General features: G+C 69.2%; 17 protein-coding genes and 2 tRNA genes. 16 read left to right on the top strand and 3 right to left on the bottom strand.

Features of this window, described 5'->3' with window-relative positions; all coding sequences use genetic code 11:
- Positions 1 to 94: 94 nt before the first annotated feature.
- From clpX to ABID77_RS05300, 4 genes are all read left to right on the top strand, one after another.
- Positions 95 to 1360 carry an ATP-dependent Clp protease ATP-binding subunit ClpX gene (clpX, locus tag ABID77_RS05315; RefSeq protein ID WP_429591886.1) on the top strand — a complete coding sequence of 422 codons (1266 nt, stop codon included), beginning with the start codon at positions 95 to 97 and terminating at the stop codon, positions 1358 to 1360.
- Positions 1361 to 1483: 123 nt separating this feature from the next.
- A complete protein-coding gene (gene lon, locus ABID77_RS05310) occupies positions 1484 to 3925 on the top strand; it encodes an endopeptidase La (protein ID WP_429591883.1) in 2442 nt (813 codons plus the stop codon).
- Positions 3926 to 3983: 58 nt separating this feature from the next.
- Positions 3984 to 4059 (top strand) — tRNA-Gly (locus ABID77_RS05305).
- A 54-nt stretch (positions 4060 to 4113) separates the two neighbouring features.
- A tRNA-Cys gene (locus tag ABID77_RS05300) sits at positions 4114 to 4187 on the top strand.
- Positions 4188 to 4261: 74 nt separating this feature from the next.
- Here ABID77_RS05300 and ABID77_RS05295 read toward each other — a convergent pair.
- Complete coding sequence (locus tag ABID77_RS05295) at positions 4262 to 5383, bottom strand: DnaJ C-terminal domain-containing protein (RefSeq protein WP_429591880.1); 1122 nt, start codon at positions 5381 to 5383, stop codon at positions 4262 to 4264.
- A 695-nt stretch (positions 5384 to 6078) separates the two neighbouring features.
- Here ABID77_RS05295 and ABID77_RS05290 point away from each other — a divergent pair.
- From ABID77_RS05290 to mdeB, 4 genes are all read left to right on the top strand, one after another.
- Positions 6079 to 8556 carry an ATP-dependent DNA helicase gene (locus ABID77_RS05290; protein ID WP_429591877.1) on the top strand — a complete coding sequence of 826 codons (2478 nt, stop codon included), beginning with the start codon at positions 6079 to 6081 and terminating at the stop codon, positions 8554 to 8556.
- A 142-nt stretch (positions 8557 to 8698) separates the two neighbouring features.
- On the top strand, positions 8699 to 9337 hold the full coding sequence (locus ABID77_RS05285; protein WP_429591874.1) for a DUF6806 family protein: 639 nt from the start codon (positions 8699 to 8701) through the stop codon (positions 9335 to 9337).
- A 22-nt stretch (positions 9338 to 9359) separates the two neighbouring features.
- Positions 9360 to 10700 (top strand): MFS transporter, encoded by a 1341-nt coding sequence (locus tag ABID77_RS05280; RefSeq protein ID WP_429591871.1) that lies wholly within the window; start codon positions 9360 to 9362, stop codon positions 10698 to 10700.
- An 80-nt stretch (positions 10701 to 10780) separates the two neighbouring features.
- Positions 10781 to 13456, top strand: a complete 2676-nt coding sequence (mdeB, locus tag ABID77_RS05275) for an alpha-ketoglutarate dehydrogenase (RefSeq protein ID WP_429591867.1) — start codon at positions 10781 to 10783, stop codon at positions 13454 to 13456.
- Between the two features lie 170 nt (positions 13457 to 13626).
- On the opposite strand, the gene ABID77_RS05270 is transcribed toward mdeB, so the two are convergent.
- The gene (locus ABID77_RS05270; RefSeq protein WP_429591864.1) at positions 13627 to 14058 is read right to left on the bottom strand and encodes an organic hydroperoxide resistance protein; all 432 of its coding nucleotides are present in this window, start codon (positions 14056 to 14058) and stop codon (positions 13627 to 13629) included.
- A gap of 314 nt (positions 14059 to 14372) precedes the next feature.
- On the opposite strand from ABID77_RS05270, the gene ABID77_RS05265 reads away from it, so the two are divergent.
- The 5 genes from ABID77_RS05265 to ABID77_RS05245 all read left to right on the top strand — a co-directional run bounded on the left by ABID77_RS05265 (position 14373) and on the right by ABID77_RS05245 (position 19917).
- Entirely contained in the window at positions 14373 to 15362 is a 990-nt protein-coding gene (locus ABID77_RS05265) for a TauD/TfdA dioxygenase family protein (RefSeq protein ID WP_429591861.1), read from the top strand.
- 2 nt (positions 15363 to 15364) lie between these two features.
- Positions 15365 to 16705, top strand: a complete 1341-nt coding sequence (locus tag ABID77_RS05260; protein ID WP_429591858.1) for an ABC transporter substrate-binding protein — start codon at positions 15365 to 15367, stop codon at positions 16703 to 16705.
- 135 nt (positions 16706 to 16840) lie between these two features.
- On the top strand, positions 16841 to 17740 hold the full coding sequence (locus tag ABID77_RS05255) for a carbohydrate ABC transporter permease (RefSeq protein WP_429591855.1): 900 nt from the start codon (positions 16841 to 16843) through the stop codon (positions 17738 to 17740).
- Positions 17737 to 18765: a carbohydrate ABC transporter permease gene (locus tag ABID77_RS05250; RefSeq protein ID WP_429591852.1), complete on the top strand. Its 1029-nt coding sequence runs from the start codon at positions 17737 to 17739 to the stop codon at positions 18763 to 18765. Before ABID77_RS05255 ends, ABID77_RS05250 begins: the two co-directional genes overlap by 4 nt.
- A 27-nt stretch (positions 18766 to 18792) precedes the next feature.
- The gene (locus ABID77_RS05245) at positions 18793 to 19917 is read left to right on the top strand and encodes an ABC transporter ATP-binding protein (RefSeq protein WP_429591850.1); all 1125 of its coding nucleotides are present in this window, start codon (positions 18793 to 18795) and stop codon (positions 19915 to 19917) included.
- 13 nt (positions 19918 to 19930) lie between these two features.
- Here the strand turns inward: ABID77_RS05245 and ABID77_RS05240 are convergent, their stop codons facing one another.
- Positions 19931 to 20350, bottom strand: a complete 420-nt coding sequence (locus ABID77_RS05240) for a BLUF domain-containing protein (RefSeq protein WP_429591848.1) — start codon at positions 20348 to 20350, stop codon at positions 19931 to 19933.
- Positions 20351 to 20547: 197 nt separating this feature from the next.
- On the opposite strand from ABID77_RS05240, the gene ABID77_RS05235 reads away from it, so the two are divergent.
- The 3 genes from ABID77_RS05235 (at position 20548) to ABID77_RS05225 (ending at position 23431) form a co-directional block, all read left to right on the top strand.
- Positions 20548 to 21459, top strand: a complete 912-nt coding sequence (locus tag ABID77_RS05235; protein ID WP_429591846.1) for a TauD/TfdA dioxygenase family protein — start codon at positions 20548 to 20550, stop codon at positions 21457 to 21459.
- A gap of 26 nt (positions 21460 to 21485) precedes the next feature.
- The gene (locus tag ABID77_RS05230) at positions 21486 to 22496 is read left to right on the top strand and encodes an ABC transporter substrate-binding protein (protein WP_429591843.1); all 1011 of its coding nucleotides are present in this window, start codon (positions 21486 to 21488) and stop codon (positions 22494 to 22496) included.
- Between the two features lie 161 nt (positions 22497 to 22657).
- Positions 22658 to 23431: an ABC transporter ATP-binding protein gene (locus ABID77_RS05225; RefSeq protein ID WP_429591840.1), complete on the top strand. Its 774-nt coding sequence runs from the start codon at positions 22658 to 22660 to the stop codon at positions 23429 to 23431.
- The last annotated feature ends 3 nt before the right edge of the window (positions 23432 to 23434 follow it).

Raw genomic sequence — 23434 nt, 5'->3', positions numbered from 1 at the left:
CGGCGTTTTCCATTCGGAGAACGCCGTTTTCGTTCGGAAAGTGGCCTTTCGCTCTTGGCTATGATTGTTGAACCCCATTACGAGGCATTTGCCCATGGCCGAGAAAAAAGGCTCTTCCAGCGAAAAAACGCTCTATTGCTCCTTCTGCGGCAAGAGCCAGCACGAGGTCAAGAAGCTCATCGCCGGGCCGTCCGTGTTCATCTGCGATGAATGCATCGACCTGTGCAACGAGATCATCCGCGACGAACTCCCTGCGGGCGAGGAATCGCGCGAGGCACGCAGCGACCTGCCGACGCCGCTGGAGATCAAGAACAACCTCGACAACTACGTGATCGGCCAGGAAGCGGCCAAGCGCATGCTGTCGGTGGCGGTCTACAACCACTACAAGCGGTTGCGCCACAAGGAGAAGGCCAAGGGCGACGACGTCGAGCTCAACAAGAGCAACATCCTGCTGATCGGCCCGACCGGCTCGGGCAAGACGCTGCTGGCCCAGACGCTCGCGCGCATGCTCGACGTGCCCTTCGTGATGGCCGACGCCACCACGCTGACCGAGGCCGGCTACGTCGGCGAGGACGTCGAAAACATCATCCAGAAGCTGCTGCAGAGCTGCAACTACGAGGTCGAGCGTGCCCAGCGCGGCATCGTCTACATCGACGAGATCGACAAGATCTCGCGCAAGTCGGACAACCCGTCGATCACGCGCGACGTGTCGGGCGAGGGCGTGCAGCAGGCGCTGCTCAAGCTCATCGAAGGCACGATGGCCAGCGTGCCGCCGCAGGGCGGTCGCAAGCATCCGAACCAGGACTTCCTGCAGATCGACACGACCAACATCCTGTTCATCTGCGGCGGCGCCTTCGCCGGCCTGGAGAAGGTGATCGAGAACCGGACCGAGGCCTCGGGCATCGGCTTCGGCGCGATGGTGCGCAGCAAGACGCAGCGCAGCCTGACCGACATGTTCCGTGAGGTCGAGCCGGAAGACCTGATCAAGTTCGGCCTGATCCCGGAACTGGTCGGACGCATGCCGGTGGTCGCCTCGCTGGCCGAACTGACCGAGGACACGCTGGTCAAGATCCTGACGGAGCCCAAGAACGCGGTCGTCAAGCAGTTCGTCAAGCTCCTGCAGATGGAGGGCGTCGACCTGGAGATCCGGCCCGGCGCGCTCAAGGCGATCGCGCGCAAGGCACTCGCGCGCAAGACCGGCGCGCGCGGCCTGCGCTCGATCCTGGAGCAGTCGCTGGTCGACACCATGTTCGACCTGCCCAACGTGACCAACGTCGACAAGGTCGTGGTCGAGGAATCGACCATCGACGAGAACAAGCCGCCGCTGCTCGTCTATCGCGAGGCGGCCAAGAAGGCTTGAGCACGCGGGGACTTCCACCCCTGTCGGCACGCGGGATCCGCGTGTCTCTACGATGAACGCGCCGTCCGGGCTTGAAATGCGGGCGGCGCGTTCCATCTTTGCCTGATCACTTCGAGGATTCGCATGTCCGGTCACACCCCCTTGCCCCCCGACGCCATCGACCTGCCGCTCCTGCCGCTGCGCGATGTCGTCGTGTTTCCCCACATGGTGATTCCGCTGTTCGTCGGCCGGCCCAAGAGCATCAAGGCGCTCGAACTGGCCATGGAAGCCGAACGACGCATCATGCTGGTGGCGCAGAAAGCCGCCGCCAAGGACGAGCCCGCTGTCGAGGACATGTTCGCGGTCGGCTGCGTCTCCACCATCCTGCAGATGCTCAAGCTGCCCGACGGCACCGTGAAGGTGCTGGTCGAGGGCCAGCAGCGTGCGCGCGTCGACGGCATCCAGGACGCCGAGACCCACTTCACCGCCACCGTGACGCCCGTCGCGGTGGCCGACGTCGTGGCCCAGAAGGGCACCGAGATCGAGGCGTTGCGCCGCGCCGTGATGCAGCAGTTCGACCAGTACGTCAAGCTCAACAAGAAGATCCCGCCGGAGATCCTGACCTCGATCTCCAGCATCGACGATCCGGGCCGGCTGGCCGACACCATCGCCGCGCACCTGCCGCTCAAGCTCGACAGCAAGCAATCCGTGCTCGACCTCGACGACGTCAAGGCGCGCCTGGAGAACCTGTTCGGTCAGCTCGAACGCGAGGTCGACATCCTCAACGTCGACAAGAAGATCCGTGGCCGCGTCAAGCGCCAGATGGAGAAGAACCAGCGCGACTTCTATCTCAACGAGCAGGTCAAGGCGATCCAGAAGGAACTGGGCGAGGGCGAGGACGGCGCCGACATCGAGGAGATCGAGAAGAAGATCAAGCTCGCCAAGATGCCCAAGGACGCGCTCAAGAAGGCCGAGGGCGAGCTCAAGAAGCTCAAGCTGATGTCGCCGATGTCGGCCGAGGCCACGGTGGTGCGCAACTACATCGACGTGCTGATCGGCCTGCCCTGGAGCAAGAAGACCAAGATCAAGCACGACCTCGCCAACGCGGAAGCCGTGCTCAACGAGGACCACTACGGCCTCGACAAGGTCAAGGACCGCATCCTGGAATACCTCGCGGTGCAGCAGCGCGTGGACAAAGTCAAGGCGCCGATCCTGTGCCTGGTCGGCCCGCCCGGCGTGGGCAAGACCTCCCTTGGACAGTCGATCGCCAAGGCGACCGGCCGCAAGTACACCCGCATGGCGCTCGGCGGCATGCGCGACGAGGCGGAGATCCGCGGCCACCGCCGCACCTACATCGGCGCGCTGCCGGGCAAGGTGCTGCAGAGCCTCAACAAGGTCGGCACGCGCAATCCGCTGTTCCTGCTCGACGAGATCGACAAGCTCGGCACCGACTTCCGCGGCGATCCGTCGAGCGCGTTGCTGGAGGTGCTGGACCCCGAGCAGAACCACACCTTCGGCGATCACTACGTCGAGGTCGACTTCGACCTGAGCGACGTGATGTTCGTGGCGACGTCCAATTCGATGAACATTCCGCCCGCGCTGCTCGACCGGATGGAGGTCATCCGCCTGGCCGGCTACACCGAGGACGAGAAGACGCACATCGCGCTGAAGTACCTGCTGCCCAAGCAGATGCAGAACAACGGCGTGAAGGACGAGGAACTGCTCATCACCGAGGAGGCGGTGCGCGACATCGTGCGCTACTACACGCGCGAAGCCGGCGTGCGCTCGCTCGAGCGCGAGCTGTCCAAGATCTGCCGCAAGGTCGTCAAGGGCCTGCTGCTCAAGAAGATGACGCCCAAGGTCACGGTCGACGGCGCCAACCTCAACGACTTCCTGGGCGTGCGCAAGTACACCTTCGGCCTGGCGGAGAAGCAGAACCAGGTCGGGCAGGTGGTCGGACTCGCCTGGACCGAGGTGGGTGGCGACCTGTTGACGATCGAAGCCGTCGTCATGCCAGGCAAGGGTGTGATCAGCCGCACCGGCTCGCTGGGCGACGTGATGAAGGAATCGGTCGAGGCCGCCCGCACGGTGGTGCGCAGCCGCGCGCACCGGCTGGGCATCCGCGACGACATCTTCGAGAAGCGCGACATCCACATCCACGTGCCCGACGGTGCCACGCCCAAGGACGGCCCGAGCGCCGGTGCCGCGATGACGACGGCCTTCGTGTCGGCGCTCACGGGCATCCCGGTGCGCGGCGACGTCGCGATGACGGGCGAGATCACGCTGCGCGGCGAGGTCACGGCCATCGGCGGACTGAAGGAGAAGCTGCTGGCGGCCCTGCGCGGCGGCATCCGCACGGTGCTGATCCCGGAAGAGAATGCCAAGGACCTGCAGGACATCCCGGAAAACGTGAAGAACGGCCTGGAGATCATTCCGGTGAAGTGGATCGACAAGGTGCTGGAGATCGCGCTGGAGAAGGCGCCGACGCCGTTGTCCGACGAAGAGGTGGCGGCATCGGCCGCAGCGGTGGCGGAACTGTCGCGCCAACGCGCGGCGCAGCCGCCCGAAGGGTCGATCAAGCACTGAAGATTCGAAGGCACTTGTCGGACCTCGAAAAACTGGTATATAATTCGAGGCTCGATATGCGGGATTAGCTCAGTTGGTAGAGCGATACCTTGCCAAGGTATAGGTCGAGAGTTCGAGTCTCTTATCCCGCTCCAGATTCGAAAAAAGGGAAGCCCAGGCTTCCCTTTTTTTCGATTTCGATCAGACATGGCGCGATAGCAAAGCGGTTATGCAACGGATTGCAAATCCGTCTAGCCCGGTTCGACTCCGGGTCGCGCCTCCAAAGAATTCGACGCAGATCGACGTTCAAGATGCCCCGCGATGCCGGGGCATTTTTTTGTCCGTCGTTTCCGTTCCCTACCGACCCTTCTCCCAGGCGCGCAGCCCACGATGCCAGGCGCGCAGTCGCTCGTCGATCGCTTCGCCGTCGGCGCCGAGGCCGGTGGCGGAGAGCTGATCGAGCAGGATCTGCTGGTCGGTGCTCAAGCGCGTCGGAAAGATCGGCGTCAGCGTGATCACCTGGTCACCGCGCGGGCCGCGACGCTGCACCGGAAAGCCCTGGCCGTCGAGCCGGTACGTCAACTGGTCGCGGCTCAGCGGCAGCGGCTGGAAGCCCGACAGCGTGGGCACCTTGACGGTCCGGTTGGCGATCCAGGCGAAGCCGTCGATCGGCATGTCGCAGTGGATGGTGCCGTCGTCGCCCAGCTGGAAGAGGTCGTGGGTCGTGATCTCGACGCGGATCTCGACGTCGGCATTCGGACCGTCGGCACGCACGCGACGGCCGTCGACGTGCAGCAGATCGCCGTGGCGCACGCCATGGGGTATGCGCACGCTCAATCGGTAGCTGCGTGGCGGCAGCTTGCCGGTGCCGTCGCAGGTCGCACAGTCGACCCGTCCGGCACCGCTGCCCAGGCAGGCTTCGCAGGCGGTAGCGGCGCCGGCCGACCAGCCGAAGAACGAGCGCTTCTGCAGGGTGCCCGACCCGCCGCAGGCCGCGCAGTGCCCGGCCACGACCCGCGAGCCCGCACCCGCGCAGTCCATGCACGTGTCGACGACCTTGCCCCGCAGCACCTTGATGCAGCCGGCGGCGGCTTCCTCCAGTGTCAATTTGATCTTGCGCCGAAGCAGCCGGCGCGATGCTCCCGCATCGGCGGCCGTGTCGTCGTCCGCCTTGCGATTCGTCTCCGAAGCCGAAGCCGAAGCCGAAGCACCTTCATCCGCCGGCGCTTCCCGATCGGGCGCGGCATCGGCGCCCCGCGCACCGGGCGTCGGCTCGTCGGGGGAGGCTGGCAGGGGACGACCGTTGCGGCGGATGTACTCGAACGCCTGGTTGATGCGCTGCATCCGGGCGCTGGCTTCGGCGCTGGCGTTGCGATCGGGATGCCATTGGGAGGCGAGACGACGCCAGGCGGCCTTGACCTCGCGTTCGGTCGCGTCGGCGGCCAGTCCCAGTTCGGCGAAAGCGTTGTCGATGACCAAGATCCTGAAACCCCATCCCGAGGACGCCACCCGCGGCGAGCGCCGTGGACGCAGCGGCCTTCCGTCCTGAATCTTATGTCAGGGCCATGGAGAAACGGAAGAAAACGGCGCGTGGCAAAGGTGATCCGAGCGCTTCGGCCACTCATCGAAAAGGAGTCGAGCAATGGATCTCGATCGCGATGGTATTCTCGATGGCTCAGCAGAGCCGGCCGCCGTGATGCGGTCGCCGGCATGCCCGAGTGGTGAAATCGGTAGACACAAGGGACTTGAAGCAATTTGAGCCCTCCGGGGGAAACGCCGGAGATGAAACCCGTCAAATTCGGTGAACGCCCTGGCCGACTGCCGATCCGGACTCGCATCCGGTGTCGCGCGGGTCGCCGAGCCAACGCCGAGCCAAGCCGCAGAGGCCGTTCCGACGGACTCCACGGAAGGTGTAGAGAGCAGACGGCGGGCACCTACAGTCTCAGGACCAGGGTGAAGGCGTGCTCCAGACCACGAACAGCGACGCCTCGCGCGCTGGCGGCGAAAGCCGAAGTGGCAGGAAAATCCCTCGACTTCGCGGTCGTGCCGGTTCGATTCCGGCCTCGGGCACCAACATGACGAATGCCGCTGCGGCGCGGAGCCTTCTGCGCCGCAGCGGCATTCTTCCTTGTGCTGTGCAGCGCGAGGACAGGGCTGTATATTTGAACAGTTCCATGGCCGATCTCCACTCCTCCGATGCGAACGCGCAGACCGGCCCGCCGCCCGCGTTGCGGGTGTCGGTCCGCTCGCTGTGCGAGTTCGGCGCCAAGGCGGGCGATCTGGACTTCCGCTTCGCACCGGCACCGACCGCGCAGGAAGGCATCGCCGGCCATCAGTGGGTGCAGGGCCGGCGCGGTGCAACCTACCAGAGCGAGGTGGCGCTCGCGGCCGGCTTCGAGGGGCTGATCGTGCGCGGGCGTGCGGACGGTTTCGAAGCCGCAGGAGACACCGACACCGGCCGCGCGCGCGTCGAGGAGATCAAGACCTTCCGCGGCGAGTTCGACGCCATCCGGCAGAACCACCGGGCGCTGCACCTGGCGCAGGCGCGCACCTATGGCTGGATGTTGTGCGAGCGGCACGACCTGGTCGAGATCGACGTCGCGCTGGTCTACCTCGACATCGCGACGAACGAGGAGACGGTGGTCGAGGCACGCTGCCGGCGCGACGAGCTGCGCGCGGACTTCGAGATGCTGTGCCGGCGCTTCATGCACTGGGCCCTGCAGGAAGGGCGGCATCGCAGCGACCTGGCCCGCGCGCTGGACGGCCTGGCGTTTCCGCACGCGGGCTTCCGCGCCGGCCAGCGCGAGCTGGCCGAGGGCGTGTACCGCGCGGCATCGTCCCGGCGCTGCCTGATCGCGCAGGCGCCTACGGGCATCGGCAAGACCGTGGCGACGATCTTTCCGCTGCTGCGCGGCTGGGCATCGCAGAAGACCGACAAGCTGTTCTTCCTCACCGCCAAGACCTCGGGGCGCGGCGTCGCGCTGGAAGCGCTCGACCTGCTGGCGCGGCCGGCGGCGAGCGTGCCCCTGCGCGTGGTCGAACTTGCCGCCCGCGAGAAGGTGTGCGAGTACCCGGGCCGCGCCTGCAACGGCGAGGCCTGCCCGCTGGCGCGTGGGTTCTATGACCGCCTGCCGGCCGCCCGCGACCAGGCCGTGGCCACGCCTCGCCTGACGGTGGCGGCGGCACGCGACATCGCCCGCGCGCATGTCGTCTGCCCGTACTTCCTGGCCCAGGAGATGGTGCGCTGGGCCGACGTGGTGGTGGCCGACTACAACTACTACTTCGACACCAGCGCCTTCCTGTTCGCGCTCACGCGGCAGGAGGACTGGCGCGTCGCCGTCCTCGTCGACGAGGCGCACAACCTGCTCGACCGGGCACGCGGCATGTACTCGGCCGAACTGCGCGTCGGCGACGTCGAGGCGGCGCGTCTGCTGGCGCCGGCCCACGTGCGCCCGGCCGTGGCGCGGGTGCGCCGCGAATGGCGCGCGCTGCAGAAGGCGCAGGTCGCCGAGCACGCGGCGCAGGACGAGGTGCCCGAGGGCCTGCACGATGCGCTCAAGGACGTCGTCGCGGTGCTGGCGGACCATTTCGCGGCATCGGCATCGGCATCGGCATCGGCATCGTCGCGCCCGGCGGCCGGCGGGACGCTCCTGGAAGCCGCGACGGCGCAGGCGCCGCTGCAGCGCTTCTTCTTCGACGCGCTGCAGTTCACGCGGCTGTGCGCCGGCTCGCTGGCCGGGCATTCGGTCTTCGAGAGCGTGCTCGGCGGCGGCGGTGAAGGCGGTCGGCTCGACGCGGCGCGCGAGGCCGACGGCAACGCCATCGCCATCCGCAACCTCGTCCCGGCGCCGTTCCTGCAGCGGCGCTTCGCCGCGTCCATGACCACCGTCTGCTTCTCGGGCACCATCGCGCCGTTCGCGTTCTACCGCGACATGCTGGGGCTGCCGGCGGACGCGGGCGAACTCGAGGTGGCCTCGCCGTTCAGGGCGGCGCAGCTCGAGGTCCGCATCGCCGCCGACCTGTCGACGCGCTTTCGCGACCGGACGCGCTCGATGGGGCGGCTGGTCGACCTGGTCGCCGCGCAGTTCGAGCGGCGGCCGGGCAACTACCTGGTCTTCCTGAGCAGCTTCGACTTCCTGGCCGCCGCGCACGCGCTCTTCGCGCGCCGCCATCCGAGCATCGCGACCTGGACCCAGTCGGCGGCCATGCGCGAGGCGGAGCGCGATGCCTTCGTGTCGCGCTTCCGCCCGGGCGGACGGGGAGTGGGCTTCGCGGTGCTGGGCGGCGCGTTCGGCGAGGGCGTCGACCTGCCGGGCGAGCGCCTGATCGGCGCCTTCATCGCCAGCCTGGGGCTGCCGCAGCACGACGCGCGCAACGAGGCCATGCGCGAGCGCATCGAGGCGCGTTTCGGCGGCGACGGCCATGCCTACACCTACCTCTATCCGGGCCTGCGCAAGGTGGTGCAGGCGGCCGGCCGCGTGATCCGCACGGAGGACGACACGGGCGTGCTCTGGCTGCTCGACGACCGCTTCGCGCGACCCGAGGTGCGGCGCCTGCTGCCGCCGTGGTGGCGCGTGGACGTCGTCGACAGCCGCCGGCTGGACGAAACGGCGGTCGCGCCGGCCGCCCGGCCGCCGTCGGACGACCCCTGAAGCCGCCGCCCGAGGGCGTGGTCGGGGCATTCGGCGGGCCTGCGGAGCGCGCGATGCTGCGGGTATCATCGACTTCAATTGCCCGTCGCGGATCCCGCCTTCCCGTGGTTGCGGGCATCACGAAACATCCCTGGAGCCCTCCATGCCACGCTACAACGCTCCATTCGAAATCCACGTCCACGGCGACGTGCCGCTGCGTTCCGACGTCACCTTCGCCCAGATCCAGGAAGCGCTCAAGCCGCTGTGGACCTATGCCGGCGCCCGCTCGCTGGCCGACGGCGCCACCAGCTCCTACGAAGAGGAGCCGGGCCTGCGCTTCGACGCCAAGGAGCACGTGCTCCAGATGTGCTGGACGGTGGCCGGCGACGAGGACTTCCGGCAGGAACTCGACGAGATGTGCATGGCGCTCAACGAACTGGCCGAGCAGGGCGCGGCGATCGAGGTCACCTTCTACGACACCGACTACGACGAGGACGAGGGCGATGCCGACGACGAGTCGCGCGACGACTTCGTGATGCTGTTCGTCGGCCCCAACCCGGCGGCCATCATGCAGGTGCAGCGCGACCTGCTGGTCGAGGACGTGGTCAACCTCATGGAGCGCCATTTCGACGGCGCCGAACTCGGCGGCGTGGTCGCCGAGATCGACAAGCTCTTCGGCGAGCGCTTCGACGCGCTGGTGAACTCGCTGGAGATCGGCAAGCGCCCGCGCGGCAGCGGCGGCTCGGGCGGTCCCGGTGCCGGCGGGCACGGCGGCGGTCGCCGGCCGCGCCACCTCCACTGATCCTCGCGCGCAGGAGCCGGCCTTGAGCCTGTTTCCCGCGTCGGCGCTACGCCCGGGCGTGCGCCGCGCCGACGTCTTCGGCTGGGCGATGTACGACTTCGCCAATTCCGGCTTCACCACCGTCGTCGTCACGGCGGTCTTCGCCGCCTATTTCGTCGGCGGCATCGCGCGCGGCGCGCCCTGGGCCACCTTCGCCTGGACCGCCGCGCTGAGCATCTCCTACGCGATCGTGATGGTCACGATGCCGGCGATCGGCGCCTGGGCCGACCGGCACGCCGCCAAGAAGCGCGTGCTGATGCTGGCGACGGGCGGCTGCGTGATCGCCACGGCGGCATTGGCGCTGACGCCGCGCTTCGCCGGCGGCGGGGCCGGTGTCGTGCCGGCCGGCGTGGTGCTGGCCATGGCGCTGCTGATCGTCGCCAACGTCTTCTATTCGTACGGCGAATCGCTCACCGGCGCCTTCCTGCCGGAACTGGCGACGGCCGAGGGCATGGGCAAGGTCAGCGGCTGGGGCTGGGGCTTCGGCTACTTCGGGGGCATGCTCGCATTGGGTCTGTGCCTGGGCTACGTGCTGTGGGCGCAGGGACGCGGCCTGCCGGCGGCGCACTTCGTGCCGGTGACGATGCTCATCACCGCCGTCTTCTACGGCGCCGCCGCCTGCGTCACCTTCGCACTGCTGCCGGAGCGTGCGGTGGCGGCCTCCGGCCAGGCCGCCGAGAGCGCCTGGGTGCGCCTGCGCCGCGCCTTCGGCGAGGCGCGCGGTCATCGCGACTTCATGTGGCTGCTGGCCTGCACGGTCTGCTACCAGGCCGGCGTGGCGGTGGCGATCACCCTGGCGGCGATCTACGCGGAACAGGTGATCGGCTTCGTGCCGCACGAGACGATGACCCTGATCTTCGTGCTCAACATCGCCGCGGCCCTGGGCGCCTTCGCCTTCGGCTACCTGCAGGATGCGCTGGGTCATCGGCGCGCACTGTCGGGCACGCTGGTGGCCTGGATCGCGGTGTGCGTCGTCGCGGCGGCCGCGCGCGGCAAGGGCGACTTCTGGTGGGCGGCGGTGATCGCCGGACTGGCGATGGGGTCGAGCCAGTCGGCCGGTCGCGCCATGACGGGCTGGCTCGCGCCGCCGCGCCGGTCCGGCGAATTCTTCGGCCTGTGGACCTTCGCGACGCGCTTGGCGAGCATCGTCGGGCCGCTGAGCTACGGCGCCATCACCTGGGCGACCGGCGGCAACCAGCGCATCGCCATCGTGGCCACGAGCGTGTTCTTCGTCGGCGGCCTGCTGCTGCTGATCCCGATCGACATGCGGCGCGGGCGCGCGCTGGCGCTGCGCGACGAGTCCGGGGCGTCGGTGGCCGCCTAGACGCCGGGGCGACACCCTCCGGCTGCGGCGACGGGGCGACGTGTGTTCCGATGCGCACGACAACCTGGAGAGACAAGCCCATGAACGTTTCGCCCCTCGCCGCCGGCGCCATCGACGGCGTCGAAGCCACCCCCGACATCGACATCGACCCCGTCGAGACCGCCGAATGGCGCGACGCCTTCCTGGCGCTGGCGGCCTCGCACGGCCCGGCCCGGGCCCGCGCCATGCTCGACGAACTCGCCCGCCTGGCGCGGCGCCAGCGCATCGGCTGGACGCCCGAACTGGCCACGCCCTACGTCAACACCATCGCCGCCGAGGACCAGCCGGCGTTCCCCGGCGACCTCGCGATGGAGGAGCGCCTGGGCTCCCTCATGCGCTGGAACGCGCTGGCGATGGTGGTGCGCGCCAACCAGGCCTATGGCGAGCTCGGCGGCCACATCGCCAGCTACGCCAGCGCGGCCGACCTGTTCGAGGTCGGCTTCAACCATTTCTTCCATGCGTGCGGCGACGTCGGCGGCCGGGCCCACGGCGGCGACCTCGTCTTCTTCCAGCCGCACAGCGCGCCGGGCGTCTACGCGCGCGCCTTCCTCGAAGGCCGGCTCTCGGAGGATGACCTGCTGCACTACCGTCAGGAGCTGACCGCGCCGGCCGCCACCCGCGCCGACGGCGCCGGCGCGCGCGGCCTGTGCAGCTACCCGCATCCCTACCTGATGCCGGACTTCTGGCAGTTCCCCACCGGCTCGATGGGGCTCGGCCCGATCAGCTCGATCTACCACGCGCGCTTCATGCGCTACCTCAGCGACCGCCAGCTGCTCGACTGCGCCGGGCGCAAGGTCTGGGGCGTCTTCGGCGACGGCGAGATGGACGAGCCCGAATCGATGAGCGCGCTGACCCTGGCCGCGCGCGAGAAGCTCGACGACCTGGTCTGGGTCGTCAACTGCAACCTGCAGCGCCTGGACGGCCCGGTGCGCGGCAACGGCCGCATCATCGACGAGCTGGAGCGCCTGTTCGCCGGCGCCGGCTGGAACGTGATCAAGCTGGTCTGGGGCAGCGACTGGGACGGCCTGTTCGCCCGCGACGTCACCGGCGCCCTGGTGCGCGCGCTCGGCGCCACGGTCGACGGCCAGATGCAGACCTTCGCGGCCAAGGACGGGCGCTTCAACCGCGACACCTTCTTCGGCCAGAACGCCGACCTCGAGCGCCTCGTGCAGGGCCTGACCGACGAGCAGATCGACCGCTTGAAGCGCGGCGGCCACGACCTCGTGAAGATCCACGCCGCTTACGCCGCGGCGGCGGCACACCGAGGCCAGCCCACGGTGATCCTGGCCCACACCAAGAAGGGCTACGGCATGGGCGCCGGCCAGGGCCGCATGACGACGCACTCGCACAAGAAGTTCGAGAGCGCCGACCTGATCGGCTTCCGCAACCGCTTCGACCTGCCGCTGTCCGACGAACAGGCCACGTCCCTGTCGTTCTACAAGCCTGCCGACGACAGCCTGGAGATGCGCTACCTGAGGGCGCACCGCGCCGCGCTCGGCGGCTCGATGCCCCGGCGCGAGACGGCCTGCGACGTGGTGCCCGTGCCCGGATTGCCCGCCTACGCGAAGTTCGCCGTGGAAGCCGAGGGCAAGGACATGAGCACCACCATGGCCTTCGTGCGTCTGCTCGGCGCGCTGCTCAAGGACCCGGCGCTCGGGCCCCGCGTGGTGCCCATCGTGGCCGACGAGGCGCGCACCTTCGGCATGGCCAACTTGTTCAAGCAGGTGGGCATCTACTCGAGCGTGGGCCAGCGCTACGCGCCCGAGGACATCGACTCGATCCTGAGCTACCGCGAGGCCACCGACGGCCAGATCCTGGAGGAGGGCATCAGCGAGGCTGGCGCCATCGCCAGCTGGACGGCCGCGGCCACCAGCTACAGCGTGCACGGCCTGGCGATGCTGCCGTTCTACATCTACTACTCGATGTTCGGCTTCCAGCGCGTGGGCGACGCCATCTGGGCCGCCGCCGACCAGCGCGCGCGCGGCTTCCTGATGGGCGCCACGTCGGGGCGCACCACGCTCGGCGGCGAGGGCCTGCAGCACCAGGACGGCAGCAGCCACCTGGTGGCCGCGACCATCCCCAACTGCAAGGCCTACGACCCCGCCTTCGCCGGCGAGATGGCGGTGATCGTCGACGCGGGCATGCGCGAGATGCTGGTCGAGCAGCGCGACGTCTTCTACTACGTGACGCTGATGAACGAGAACTACGCCCAGCCGAGCCTGCCCGCCGAGGTGCACGGCGACGTGCTGCGCGGGTGCTATCGCTTCGGCCGCTTCGGCGCGGCCGAGGGCTCGCAGGGTCCGGCGCAGGTCACGCTGATGGGTTCGGGCGCGATCCTGACCGAGGTGGTGAAGGCGGCGCACCAGCTGGCCGGGGAGGGCGTCGACGTCGAGGTCTTCAGCGTGACGAGCTGGAGCGAACTCGCGCGCGACGGCGCCGCGTGCGAGCAGGCCGCGTTGCGTGGCGACACCGGCGACGAGCCCTTCGTCGCCCGCCAGCTCCGGGCCGGCACCGGCCCCATCGTCGCGGCCACCGACTACGTGCGCGCCGTGCCGGAGAGCGTGCGCGCCTGGCTGCCCGAGGGCCGGCGCTACCTGACGCTGGGCACCGACGGCTTCGGGCGCAGCGACACGCGCGCGGCCCTGCGCGGGTTCTTCGGCGTCGACGCGGACAGCATCGCGCGGGCGGCCCGGCACGCGTTGACGCGGCAGGACTGACGTCGGCGGGCCGCGGCATCCGGGTCGAACGGGTGCCGCGATCGCGAGTGAAGCAGGGGAGGCGGGATGGAAGGCGACGCCGGAAATTGATGCCGGCGGAGCCGGCGCGTCGCTTCGCGAGAGGGGTGGGGGCGGGGCTGGCGGACGCCGGGAACTCCGCCCCGGGGACGTCAGGCGCGCGTCGTGGTCGCCACGTCCACGCTCGCCTTGATGGCGTTCGAGTACGGGCAGATGTCGTGCGTCGTCTCGACCAGCTTCGTCGCTTCGTCCTGCGGCAGGCCCGGCAGGTAGACGTCGAGCGCGGCGGTGATGCCGAAGCCGCCTTCCGAACGCGGACCGATGCCGATCGTGGCCGTCACGGTCGTGCCTTCGGGGACCTTGATCTTGGTCTGGCCCGAGGCCACGCGCATCGCGCCGAGGAAGCAGGCCGAGTAGCCGAGTGCGAAGAGCTTCTCGGGGTTGGCGCCGTCGCCGCCCGGGCCGCCGAGCTCCTTCGGCACGGTCAGCTGCAATGCCATCGTGCCGTCTTCCAACGCCGTCTTGCCGTCGCGGCCGCCGCCGCTGGCGGTCGCCGTGGTCTTGTACTTCGCATCAACAGTCATGGATCTTTGCTCCTGGTCAGTGTTTCAAGTTTCGGGAATCGAGCCGACGGCCAGGATCCGCTTCTTTCGATCCCGCATCGCGTTGGCCCCGTGGCGCGCCGGTGCGATCGGTTCGGCTCGACGGGAAAGCTTATCGGATGGGATGGACCGGATCAACGCGCACGCGCATTGTCCCGGCTGTGTGACAGGCCGTCCCGGCGCCGGCATTCGGACAGTTCGGCAATGTGCATATCCCGATAAGCACATCGAAATTGCTTCGTTCGCCGAATCGCGGTGGCTTCCTAGAATTTTCGAAAATTTCGAGGAGTCCCGCCATGAGCACATCCGCATCCCATTCCGCCGCCGCGGCCGTCGCCGCCCCATCGCCCTCGGGCATCGACACCTCCTTCGGCGACCTGCGCATCCGGCGCGTGGCCGGCCACATCGGCGGCGAGGTGCTCGGCCTGCGGCTGCGCGCCGACTTCGACGACGCCACCATCGACAACCTGCACCGCGCGCTGGTCCGGCACAAGGTGCTGTTCTTCCGCGACCAGTCGCAGCTCGACGATGCCGAGCACCAGGCCTTCGGCGCGCGCTTCGGGCGCACCGTGGCGCATCCGACGGTGCCGGCGCCCGACGGCACGCGGCTGTTCGAGCTCGACGCCTCCAAGGGCGGCGGCCGGGCCGATTCCTGGCACACCGACGTCACCTTCATCGACGCCTTCCCCAAGATCTCGATCCTGCGCGGCGTGACCATCCCGGCCTATGGCGGCGACACCGTCTGGGCCAACACGGCGCGCGCCTACGAGCGCCTGCCCGACGAGCTCAAGCGCCTCGCCGACGGCCTCTGGGCCGTGCACAGCAACGACTACGACTACGGCGCCACGCGCGTGGTGGTCGAGGAGCAGCGGCTGCGTCATCACCAGAACGTCTTCGTCTCGGCGGTGTTCGAGGCCGAGCATCCGCTGGTCCACGTGCATCCGGTCTCGGGCGAGCGGGCGCTGCTGCTGGGGCATTTCATCAAGAAGATATCGGGCTTCTCCAGCACCGAATCGGCCCGTCTCTTCGAGCTGCTGCAGAACCGCGTGATCGCCCTGGAGAACACCGTGCGCTGGAGCTGGCGGCAGGACGACGTGGCGATCTGGGACAACCGCGCGACGCAGCACTACGCGGTCAACGACTACGGCGACCAGCCGCGCGTGGTGCGCCGCGTCACGGTCGAGGGCGAGCCCGCCGTCGCCGTCGACGGCCGGCGCAGCCGCACCCGCCGCCGTCCCGACGCCGTCAACGACGAGCAGATCAGCGCCGCGATCGCACGGGCCTGACCATGACCGATCGTCGACAACTGCTGCGCGGCACCGCCGCGCTGGGCGCCGCCGCCCTGTTCCCCGGCCTGTCGGGCCTCGCGTCCGCGCAGGGCGGGGCGAAGAAGTTCGCCGGGGTGACGCTGAACGTCTCGACCTTCAGCGCCGCCTATCCGAAGCTGCTGCAGCAGTGGCTGCCGGAGTTCGAGGCGCTGACCGGCGCCAAGGTGAACTTCGACGCGCCCTCGTTCCCGGTCTACAACCAGCGCGCCGACCTCGAACTCTCCACGCGCGGCGCGGCCTTCGACGTGGTGAACGTCACCTTCATCTATTCGAGCCGCTGGATCGAATCGGGCTGGCTCACGCCGCTGGACGACTTCGTCCGCAACCCGAACCTGACGGCGCCGGACTTCGACCTGAACGACTTCCTGCCGGCGGCGCGCGCGCCCGAGACCGGCCGCGACGGCAGGCTCTACGGCGTGCCGTGGACCGCCGAGGCGCTGCTGACCGCGTCGTCGCGCTTCGACCTCGTGCAGCAGGCCGGCCTGCAGTTCCCCGACACCACGGACGACCTGGCGAAGGTGCTGCGCGCCGTCCACAAGAAGGACCGTGTGGCCGGCTTCGTGGCCGACAACCACTACGGCTGGACCTTCGTGCCCTACCTGCAGGCCTTCGGCGGCGACGTCTTCCGCAAGGCGCCGCACGACCTCTATCCGACCCTCGACACGCCCGAGGCCGTCGCGGCGGCCGAGTACTACGCGAGCCTGCTGCGCGAGTTCGGCCCCGACGGCGCGGTGACCTACCAGCCCGACCAGGTGACGCAGGCGCTCAAGCTCGGGCGCGTGAACTTCACCGACGCCGGCCAGCTGCACCTGGCGCAGTTGGGCGACCCGGCCACCAGCAAGACCATCAGGACGGTGAAGTTCGGTCTGGTGCCCAAGGGACCGGCCGGGCGCTTCCCCGGCACCGCCGTGCACGGCCTGGGCATCCCGGCCGGGTCGAAGCAGAAGGAGGCGGCGTGGGCCTTCATCCAGTGGGCGCTGTCGAAGCAGACCACGCAGAAGGCCGTGCTGGCGGGCTACGGTTCGCCGGCGCGCCGCTCGGCCCTCGACTCGAAGGAGTTCCGCGCCAAGCAGGTCATCAACGGCAGCGACCTGGCCCAGCTGTCGATCGACACGCTGGAGCTGGCCGCGAAGACGGGGCACATGAAGTACCGCACCGTCTCGGTCTATCCGCAGGTCGATCAGCAGCTCAACAAGGCGATCGAGCTCATCGCGACGCGGCAGGCGTCGGCCAAGCAGGCGCTGCAGCAGGCGCAGGCGGCATCGATCGCCGAACTCAAGCGCGCCGGTCTGAACCTTTGACCACCCCGGGGCTTGCCCGCCTCGTGTGGCAGCGCCAATCCCCTTCGAGAGGGCGACACCCGCGGTCCGGCGAAGCCGGTCGCGCGGTGTTTCCGGCTTCGAAAGCACCTCGCATCGCACCCGTGGAACATTGAAATGACGACCGCAACACTTTCCGGCGGCTGGGAACGCCAGCGCCGGCGCGCCTTCGCCCTCGGGCTCGCGCCGGCGCTCGCCGTGCTGGCGCTCATCACCCTGCTGCCGGCGGCGGCGCTGGTGGTGGCGAGCTTCACGCCGCTGAGCCTGACCGATCCGGTGGGCAGCTTCCGTTTCGACGATCCGCTGGTGAACTACCGCGCGCTGCTCGACGACCCGCGCTTCCTCGGCTCGATCGGCACGCAGCTCAAGCTCTCGGCCGCGAGCGTGGTGCTGCAGCTGCTCGCCGGGCTGGGTCTGGCGCTGCTGCTCGACGGGCGCTCGAAGGTGCTGGGCGCCACGCGCACCGCCTTCCTCATCCCGATGGTGCTGCCGCCGATCGTCGTCGCGCTGATCTGGAAGATCATCTACACGCCCGACATCAGCCCGATGCACCGCGCGCTGGAGGCGGTCGGACTGCCGCTGTCCTCGCTGATCGCCGACCCGGCCACGGCGCTGGGCGCCATCGTGGTCGCCGATACCTGGCAGTGGTTCCCGTTCACCATGCTGATGGTGCTGGCGTCGCTGCAGATGATCCCGTCCGACCCGCTGGAGGCCGCGCGCCTGGACGGCGCCGACCGCTGGCAGGTGTTCCGCTTCATCGTGCTGCCCTACATCCGCCCGGTGCTGGTGGTGTGCGGGCTGTTCCGGCTGATCGACAGCTTCAAGGCCTTTCCGCTGATCTACGTGCTGACCAACGGCGGACCCGGCACGGTCACGGAGGTCACCAACTACTACGGCTTCATCCAGGCCTTCAACTTCTCCTACTGGGGCTACGCCAGCGCGATCGCGACGGTGATGCTGGTGGGCGTGTTCGTGCTGAGCTGGGCGGTCGGCCGCTTCGGAAGGAGCCGGCGATGAGCGGCGCGCCGGGCCGCTTCAGGCAGGCCGCTTCCCGCAGCGCGCAGCAGGGCGGCATTCCGCTGAGCCTCGCCGACGGCGCGGGCCACGTCGACCTGGGCGGCGACGCGGTGCCCGCCCGGGCGTCGTCCGAGGTCCGCCCGGCACCCCGCGGCACGCGCCGCGCGGCCACGGCCCGCCCGACGGCGGCGGCACCGACCCCGGCTTGGCGCCTGCGCCGCTGGGCGCGCCGTCAGGCCCGGCCGGCCGCGGCGGTGCTGATCATGGCGATCGTGCTGCTGCCCTTCCTCTGGCTGGTGCAACTCTCGTTCCGCCCGGCGGCCGACATCTTCGACGAGTCGTGGCTGTTCACGCCCACGCTCGACGGCTTCCGCAGCCTGCTGCAGGGCAGCTTCCTGCGCTCCTTCGGCAACAGCCTGCTGGTGAGCACGCTGTCGACGGCGCTGTCGCTGGTCATCGGCGTGCCGGCGGCCTACGCGCTCACGCGCTGGCGCTTCAAGGGGCGCGATCGCGTGGCGCTGTGGATCCTGGTCACGCGCATGGCGCCGCCGATCGCCTTCACCATCCCGTTCTTCCTGGCCTACCGCTGGCTCGGCCTGCAGGACACGATCGCCGGCCTGGCGATCGTCTACCTGACCTTCAACCTCGCCATCGTGATCTGGCTGATGCAGACCTTCTTCGAGGCCGTGCCGACGGCGCTGGAGGAGGCGGCCTACATCGACGGCTGCGGCGTCTGGCAGGCCTTCTTCCGCATCGCGCTGCCGCTGACCGCGCCCGGTCTGGCGGCCACGGCCGTGCTGTGCTTCATCTTCTCGTGGAACGACTTCTTCTACGCGCTCATCCTCACCCGCACCAACGCCGTGACGGCGCCCGTGGCCATCGTCAACTTCCTCCAGTACGAGGGCTGGGAGTGGACCAAGATCGCCGCCAGCGGCACGCTGGTGATGCTGCCGGTGGTGATCTTCACGGTGCTGGTGCGGACCTACCTGGTGCGCGGCCTCACGGCCGGCGGCGTCAAGGACTGAACCCGACATCCCAAGGACCGAAACCCCATGTCTTCCATCACCCTGCGCGGGCTCGCCAAGGACTTCGACGGCACGCCCGTCCTGCGCGGCATCGACCTGGCGATCGCCGACGGCGAGTTCGTCGCGCTGGTCGGCCCCTCGGGCTGCGGCAAGTCGACCCTGCTGCGCCTGCTCGCCGGCCTGGAGCCGATCTCCGGCGGCGAGATCCTGATCGGCGACGAGGTCGTCAACGACGTCGCGCCCAAGGACCGCAACATCGCCATGGTGTTCCAGAACTACGCGCTCTACCCGCACATGACGGTGGCCGACAACCTGGGCTTCTCGCTGTCGCTGCAGCGCATCGGCAAGGCCGAGGTGGCGCGCCGCGTGCGGGACGCCGCCGCGATCCTGGGGCTGGAAGGGCTGCTCGATCGCCTGCCGCGCCAGCTCTCGGGCGGCCAGCGTCAGCGCGTGGCGATGGGCCGCGCCATCGTGCGCGACCCGCACGCCTTCCTGTTTGACGAGCCGCTGTCCAACCTCGACGCCCAGCTGCGCGTGCAGATGCGCACCGAGCTCAAGGCGCTGCACCAGCGGCTGGGCACCACCACGGTCTACGTCACGCACGACCAGATCGAGGCCATGACGATGGCCGACCGCATCGTCGTGCTCCGGGACGGCGCGATCGAGCAGGCCGGCTCGCCGCTCGCGCTGTACGACCGTCCGGCCAACCTGTTCGTCGCCGGCTTCATCGGCTCGCCGGCGATGAACCTGATCGCCGGTCGGCTCGACCGGGGCGACGGCGGCATCGCGCCGCACGTGCTCACCGACGACGGCCTGCGCCTGCCGCTGGCGGCCGTGCCGGAAGCGGCGCACGGCACGCGGGTGGTCTACGGCACGCGGCCGGAGCACTTCGACCTGGGGCCGGCCCCGGCGGGCGGCACGGGTGGGTTCGGTGGCGGCTTCGAGGCCGAGGTGCTGGTGGTCGAGCCGACCGGCAACGAGACGCAGATCGCGTTGCGCGCGCGCGGCCACGCGCTGACGGCGGCGTTCCGGGAGCGCGTCGACGCACGCCCGGGCGATCGGCTCGCGCTGCATCCGCGTCCCGGCCAGGCGCACCTGTTCGATGCGGCGAGCGGCCGTCGGCTGCACACGCCGGTGGCGGCGGCGGCATGAGCCACCGGCCGTGTCAGGGCACGAAGTTCCAGTCCGACGAGCGGGTCAGCGCGCGCACCAGCGGCGCGGCCGTCGAAGGATCGCTGGCGTAGAGGTCGAGGTGCGCGCCCGGCGAGAAGCTGCGGAAGATCGACCTGGTGCGGGCGTTCCATTCCAGGACGGCCATCGACCAGGACGGATAGGCGCGTCGCGGAATGGCGCGGCGGTCGAGGACCGTCGCGCCGTGATGCCGGGTGTCCCGGCGGATGCTGTCGAAGAGGGCCGTGACATCGGCTTCCTCGCCTTCGAGGCACTGCATGTAGGTGCCGTCGAGCAGGCAGAGGACGCCGGTGATGCCGAGGCCGGGATTGTGGGTGCGGGACCAGTCCAGGATGCCGGGGAGGTCCTGCTGGTGGGCGTCACGGGCGTGACTGGCGTAGATGAGGCGGTACATGCGGAAGCTCGATAGGGAGATCGAAGGTATCAGGTCGTCGCTCGTTATGTTGTAGGCGTCTTCCCAAGGTCACGCTTCATACATTTTCGTCATAAGCAAGCAATGAATCGATCGTTCGTCCTGGGGGGGCGGACGCCTAGAGTGCGGGATTCTGCCGCCGCCTCGATGCCGGCGAGCGCCCTCCCAGGATGATTCGAATGACCGCCGTTTCCGACGCACCCCTCGCTTCCCCGTCCTTCCAGGCTGCCCCCACGTCCCAGGATTTCGAGATCCGCCCCTTCGACGCCCCCGTGGGCGCCGAGGTCGTGGGCCTGGACATCTCCAAGCCGATCGACGAGGCCGATTTCGCGCGCATCCACCGCGCCCACCTCGACCACCACGTGCTGGTCTTTCGCGACCAGCGGGTCTCGCCCGACGCGCACGTCGCGTTCAGCCGCCGCTTCGGCGAGCTGGAGATCCACGTGCTGCACCAGTTCCAGCTGCCGCAGCATCCGGAGATCCTGATCGTTTCCAACATCAAGGAGAACGGCGAGCCGATCGGCCTGGGCGACGCGGGCGTCTACTGGCACTCCGACATCTCTTACAAGCCCCGACCCAGCCTGGGTTCGCTGCTGCACGCGCAGGAGCTGCCGGCCGAGGGCGGCGACACGCTCTTCGCCGACCAGCACCTGGCCTGGGAATCACTGAGCCCCGAACTCCAGGAACGCATCCTGCCGCTGAAGGCCGAACACAGCTACCTCGCCAAGTACGAGGAACTGCGCGCGAAGAACCCGTGGCGCCCGAAGCTCTCGCAGGCGCAGATCGACCAGGTCGCGCCGGCCGTGCATCCGGTGGTGCGCACGCACCCGGAGACCGGACGCAAGGCGCTGTTCGTCAGCGAGCATTTCACGACCCGCATCGTCGATCTGCCGAAGGAGGAGGGCGACGCGCTGCTGGCCGAATTGTTCGCGCACAGCGTGAAGCCCGAGTTCATCTACCGTCACTCATGGCGCCCGCACGACCTCGTCTTCTGGGACAACCGCTCGCTGATGCACCTGGCCGCCGGCACGCCCGACCACCTGCGCCGCCGCCTCAACCGCACCACCGTCGTCGGCGACGCGCCGTTCTGATGACCGCCGACATGAAATCCCACGCCATGCACCGTTTCACCCGCCGCGCTGCGGCCGCCGTCGTCGGCCTGGGCCTGCTCGCCGGCAGCCTCGCCGCGCAGGCCGAGGGCCAGATCCGTATCGCCCGCCAGTTCGGCATCGTCTACCTGCTGCTGGACGTGGCGCAGGAGCAGAAGCTGGTCGAGAAACACGCTAAGGCCGCCGGCGTCGACGCCAAGGTCGAATGGGTGCAACTCTCGGGCGGCTCGGCCGTCAACGACGCCTTGCTGTCGGGCAACATCGAGATCGCCGGCGCCGGCGTCGGCCCGCTGCTCACGCTGTGGGACCGCACCAAGGGCCGCCAGGACGTCAGGGGCGTGGCCTCGCTGGGCAATTTCCCGTACTACCTGGTGAGCACCAATCCGGCGGTCAAGACCATCGCCGACTTCACCGCCAAGGACCGCATCGCGCTGCCGGCGGTGGGCGTGTCGGTGCAGTCGCGCGTGCTGCAGATGGCCTCGGCCAAGGTCTGGGGCGACAAGGAATTCGCCCGGCTCGACAAGTCTAGCGTGGCCCTGCCGCACCCGGACGCGGCGGCGGCCATCATCAAGGGCGGCACCGAGATCAACGCCCACTTCGGCAATCCGCCGTTCCAGGAGCAGGAACTCGCGGGCAACCCGCAGGCGCACATCGTGCTGAACTCGTACGACGTGCTCGGCGGCCCGGCCTCGGCCACCGTGCTCTACGCGACGCAGAAATTCCGCGACGGCAATCCCAAGACCTACAAGGCATTCGTCGACGCGCTGGGCGAGGCGGCGCGCTTCGTCACCGCCAACCCCGAGAAGGCGGCCGACATCTACCTGAAGGGCGGCAACGCCAAGCTCGACCGCGACCTGCTGCTGAAGATCATCAAGAGCCCCGAGGTCCAGTTCAAGACCGCGCCGCAGAACACCTTCGCGCTGGCCGAGTTCATGCATCGCGTCGGCGCGATCAAGAACAAGCCGGCGTCGGTGAAGGACTATTTCTTCGACGACGCGCACAACGCGGGGGGGAATTGATGGCCCATGCCGCCGCACTGCCCGCCGGAGCCGGTATCGACTCCCTCTCCCACCGGGAGAGGGTGGGGGTGAGGGGAGGGCCGTCGCCATCGCCGAAGGCCCTCACCCCGACCCTCTCCCGCGAGCGGGAGAGGGGGCAGGATCGGGAACGGCCCGAGCCCTTGCTGCAGGTCGACGGCGTCAGCCTCGAATACCGCACCCCCGAGCGCGTCGTGCGCGCCACGCACCGCGTCGGCTTCGACGTCTTCGAGGCCGACCGCTTCGTGCTGCTGGGCCCCTCGGGCTGCGGCAAGTCGACGCTGCTGAAAGCCATCGGCGGCTTCATCGCGCCGGTGGAGGGCGAGATCCGGCTCGACGGCCGCGCCGTCACCGCGCCGGGGCCGGACCGCATCGTCGTGTTCCAGGAATTCGACCAGCTGCCGCCGTGGAAGACCGTGAAGGAGAACGTGATGTTCCCGCTGCGGGCATCGGGCACGCTGGGACGCCGCGAGGCCGCCGAGCGGGCGATGCACTACCTGGCCAAGGTCGGGCTCGACAGGTTTGCCGACGTGCATCCGCACCAGCTCTCCGGCGGCATGAAGCAGCGCGTGGCGATCGCCCGCGCCCTGGCGATGCAGCCGCGCGTGCTGCTGATGGACGAGCCCTTCGCCGCGCTCGACGCCCTCACGCGCCGCAAGATGCAGGAGGAGCTGCTGGCGCTGTGGGATGAGGTGCGCTTCACGCTGCTGTTCGTCACGCACTCGATCGAGGAGGCGCTGGTGGTGGGCAACCGCATCGCGCTGCTGTCGCCGCATCCGGGGCGCATGCGCGCCGAGATCAACAGCCACGCCTTCGACCTCGGCAGCCAGGGCGGGGTCGAGTTCCAGGCCACGGCGCAGCGCATCCATCGCATGCTGTTCGACGAGGAACAGCCGGACGCCGCCGCCACGCCGTGAACG

The sequence above is a fragment of the Variovorax sp. PvP013 genome (genome assembly GCF_050435945.1).
Lineage (GTDB): Bacteria > Pseudomonadota > Gammaproteobacteria > Burkholderiales > Burkholderiaceae_C > Variovorax.
Note: the sequence above shows the minus strand (reverse complement) of the source record. Positions and strands in the feature narration are given on the sequence as shown.

Bases quoted from the DNA above. Each gene is read 5' to 3' on its own strand.
- clpX (WP_429591886.1), top strand. From the start codon at position 95: ATGGCCGAGAAAAAAGGCTCTTCCAGCGAAAAAACGCTCTATTGCTCC.
- lon (WP_429591883.1), top strand. From the start codon at position 1,484: ATGTCCGGTCACACCCCCTTGCCCCCCGACGCCATCGACCTGCCGCTC.
- ABID77_RS05290 (WP_429591877.1), top strand. From the start codon at position 6,079: ATGGCCGATCTCCACTCCTCCGATGCGAACGCGCAGACCGGCCCGCCG.
- ABID77_RS05285 (WP_429591874.1), top strand. From the start codon at position 8,699: ATGCCACGCTACAACGCTCCATTCGAAATCCACGTCCACGGCGACGTG.
- mdeB (WP_429591867.1), top strand. From the start codon at position 10,781: ATGAACGTTTCGCCCCTCGCCGCCGGCGCCATCGACGGCGTCGAAGCC.
- ABID77_RS05270 (WP_429591864.1), bottom strand. From the start codon at position 14,058: ATGACTGTTGATGCGAAGTACAAGACCACGGCGACCGCCAGCGGCGGC.
- ABID77_RS05265 (WP_429591861.1), top strand. From the start codon at position 14,373: ATGAGCACATCCGCATCCCATTCCGCCGCCGCGGCCGTCGCCGCCCCA.
- ABID77_RS05260 (WP_429591858.1), top strand. From the start codon at position 15,365: ATGACCGATCGTCGACAACTGCTGCGCGGCACCGCCGCGCTGGGCGCC.
- ABID77_RS05255 (WP_429591855.1), top strand. From the start codon at position 16,841: ATGACGACCGCAACACTTTCCGGCGGCTGGGAACGCCAGCGCCGGCGC.
- ABID77_RS05250 (WP_429591852.1), top strand. From the start codon at position 17,737: ATGAGCGGCGCGCCGGGCCGCTTCAGGCAGGCCGCTTCCCGCAGCGCG.
- ABID77_RS05245 (WP_429591850.1), top strand. From the start codon at position 18,793: ATGTCTTCCATCACCCTGCGCGGGCTCGCCAAGGACTTCGACGGCACG.
- ABID77_RS05240 (WP_429591848.1), bottom strand. From the start codon at position 20,350: ATGTACCGCCTCATCTACGCCAGTCACGCCCGTGACGCCCACCAGCAG.
- ABID77_RS05235 (WP_429591846.1), top strand. From the start codon at position 20,548: ATGACCGCCGTTTCCGACGCACCCCTCGCTTCCCCGTCCTTCCAGGCT.
- ABID77_RS05230 (WP_429591843.1), top strand. From the start codon at position 21,486: ATGCACCGTTTCACCCGCCGCGCTGCGGCCGCCGTCGTCGGCCTGGGC.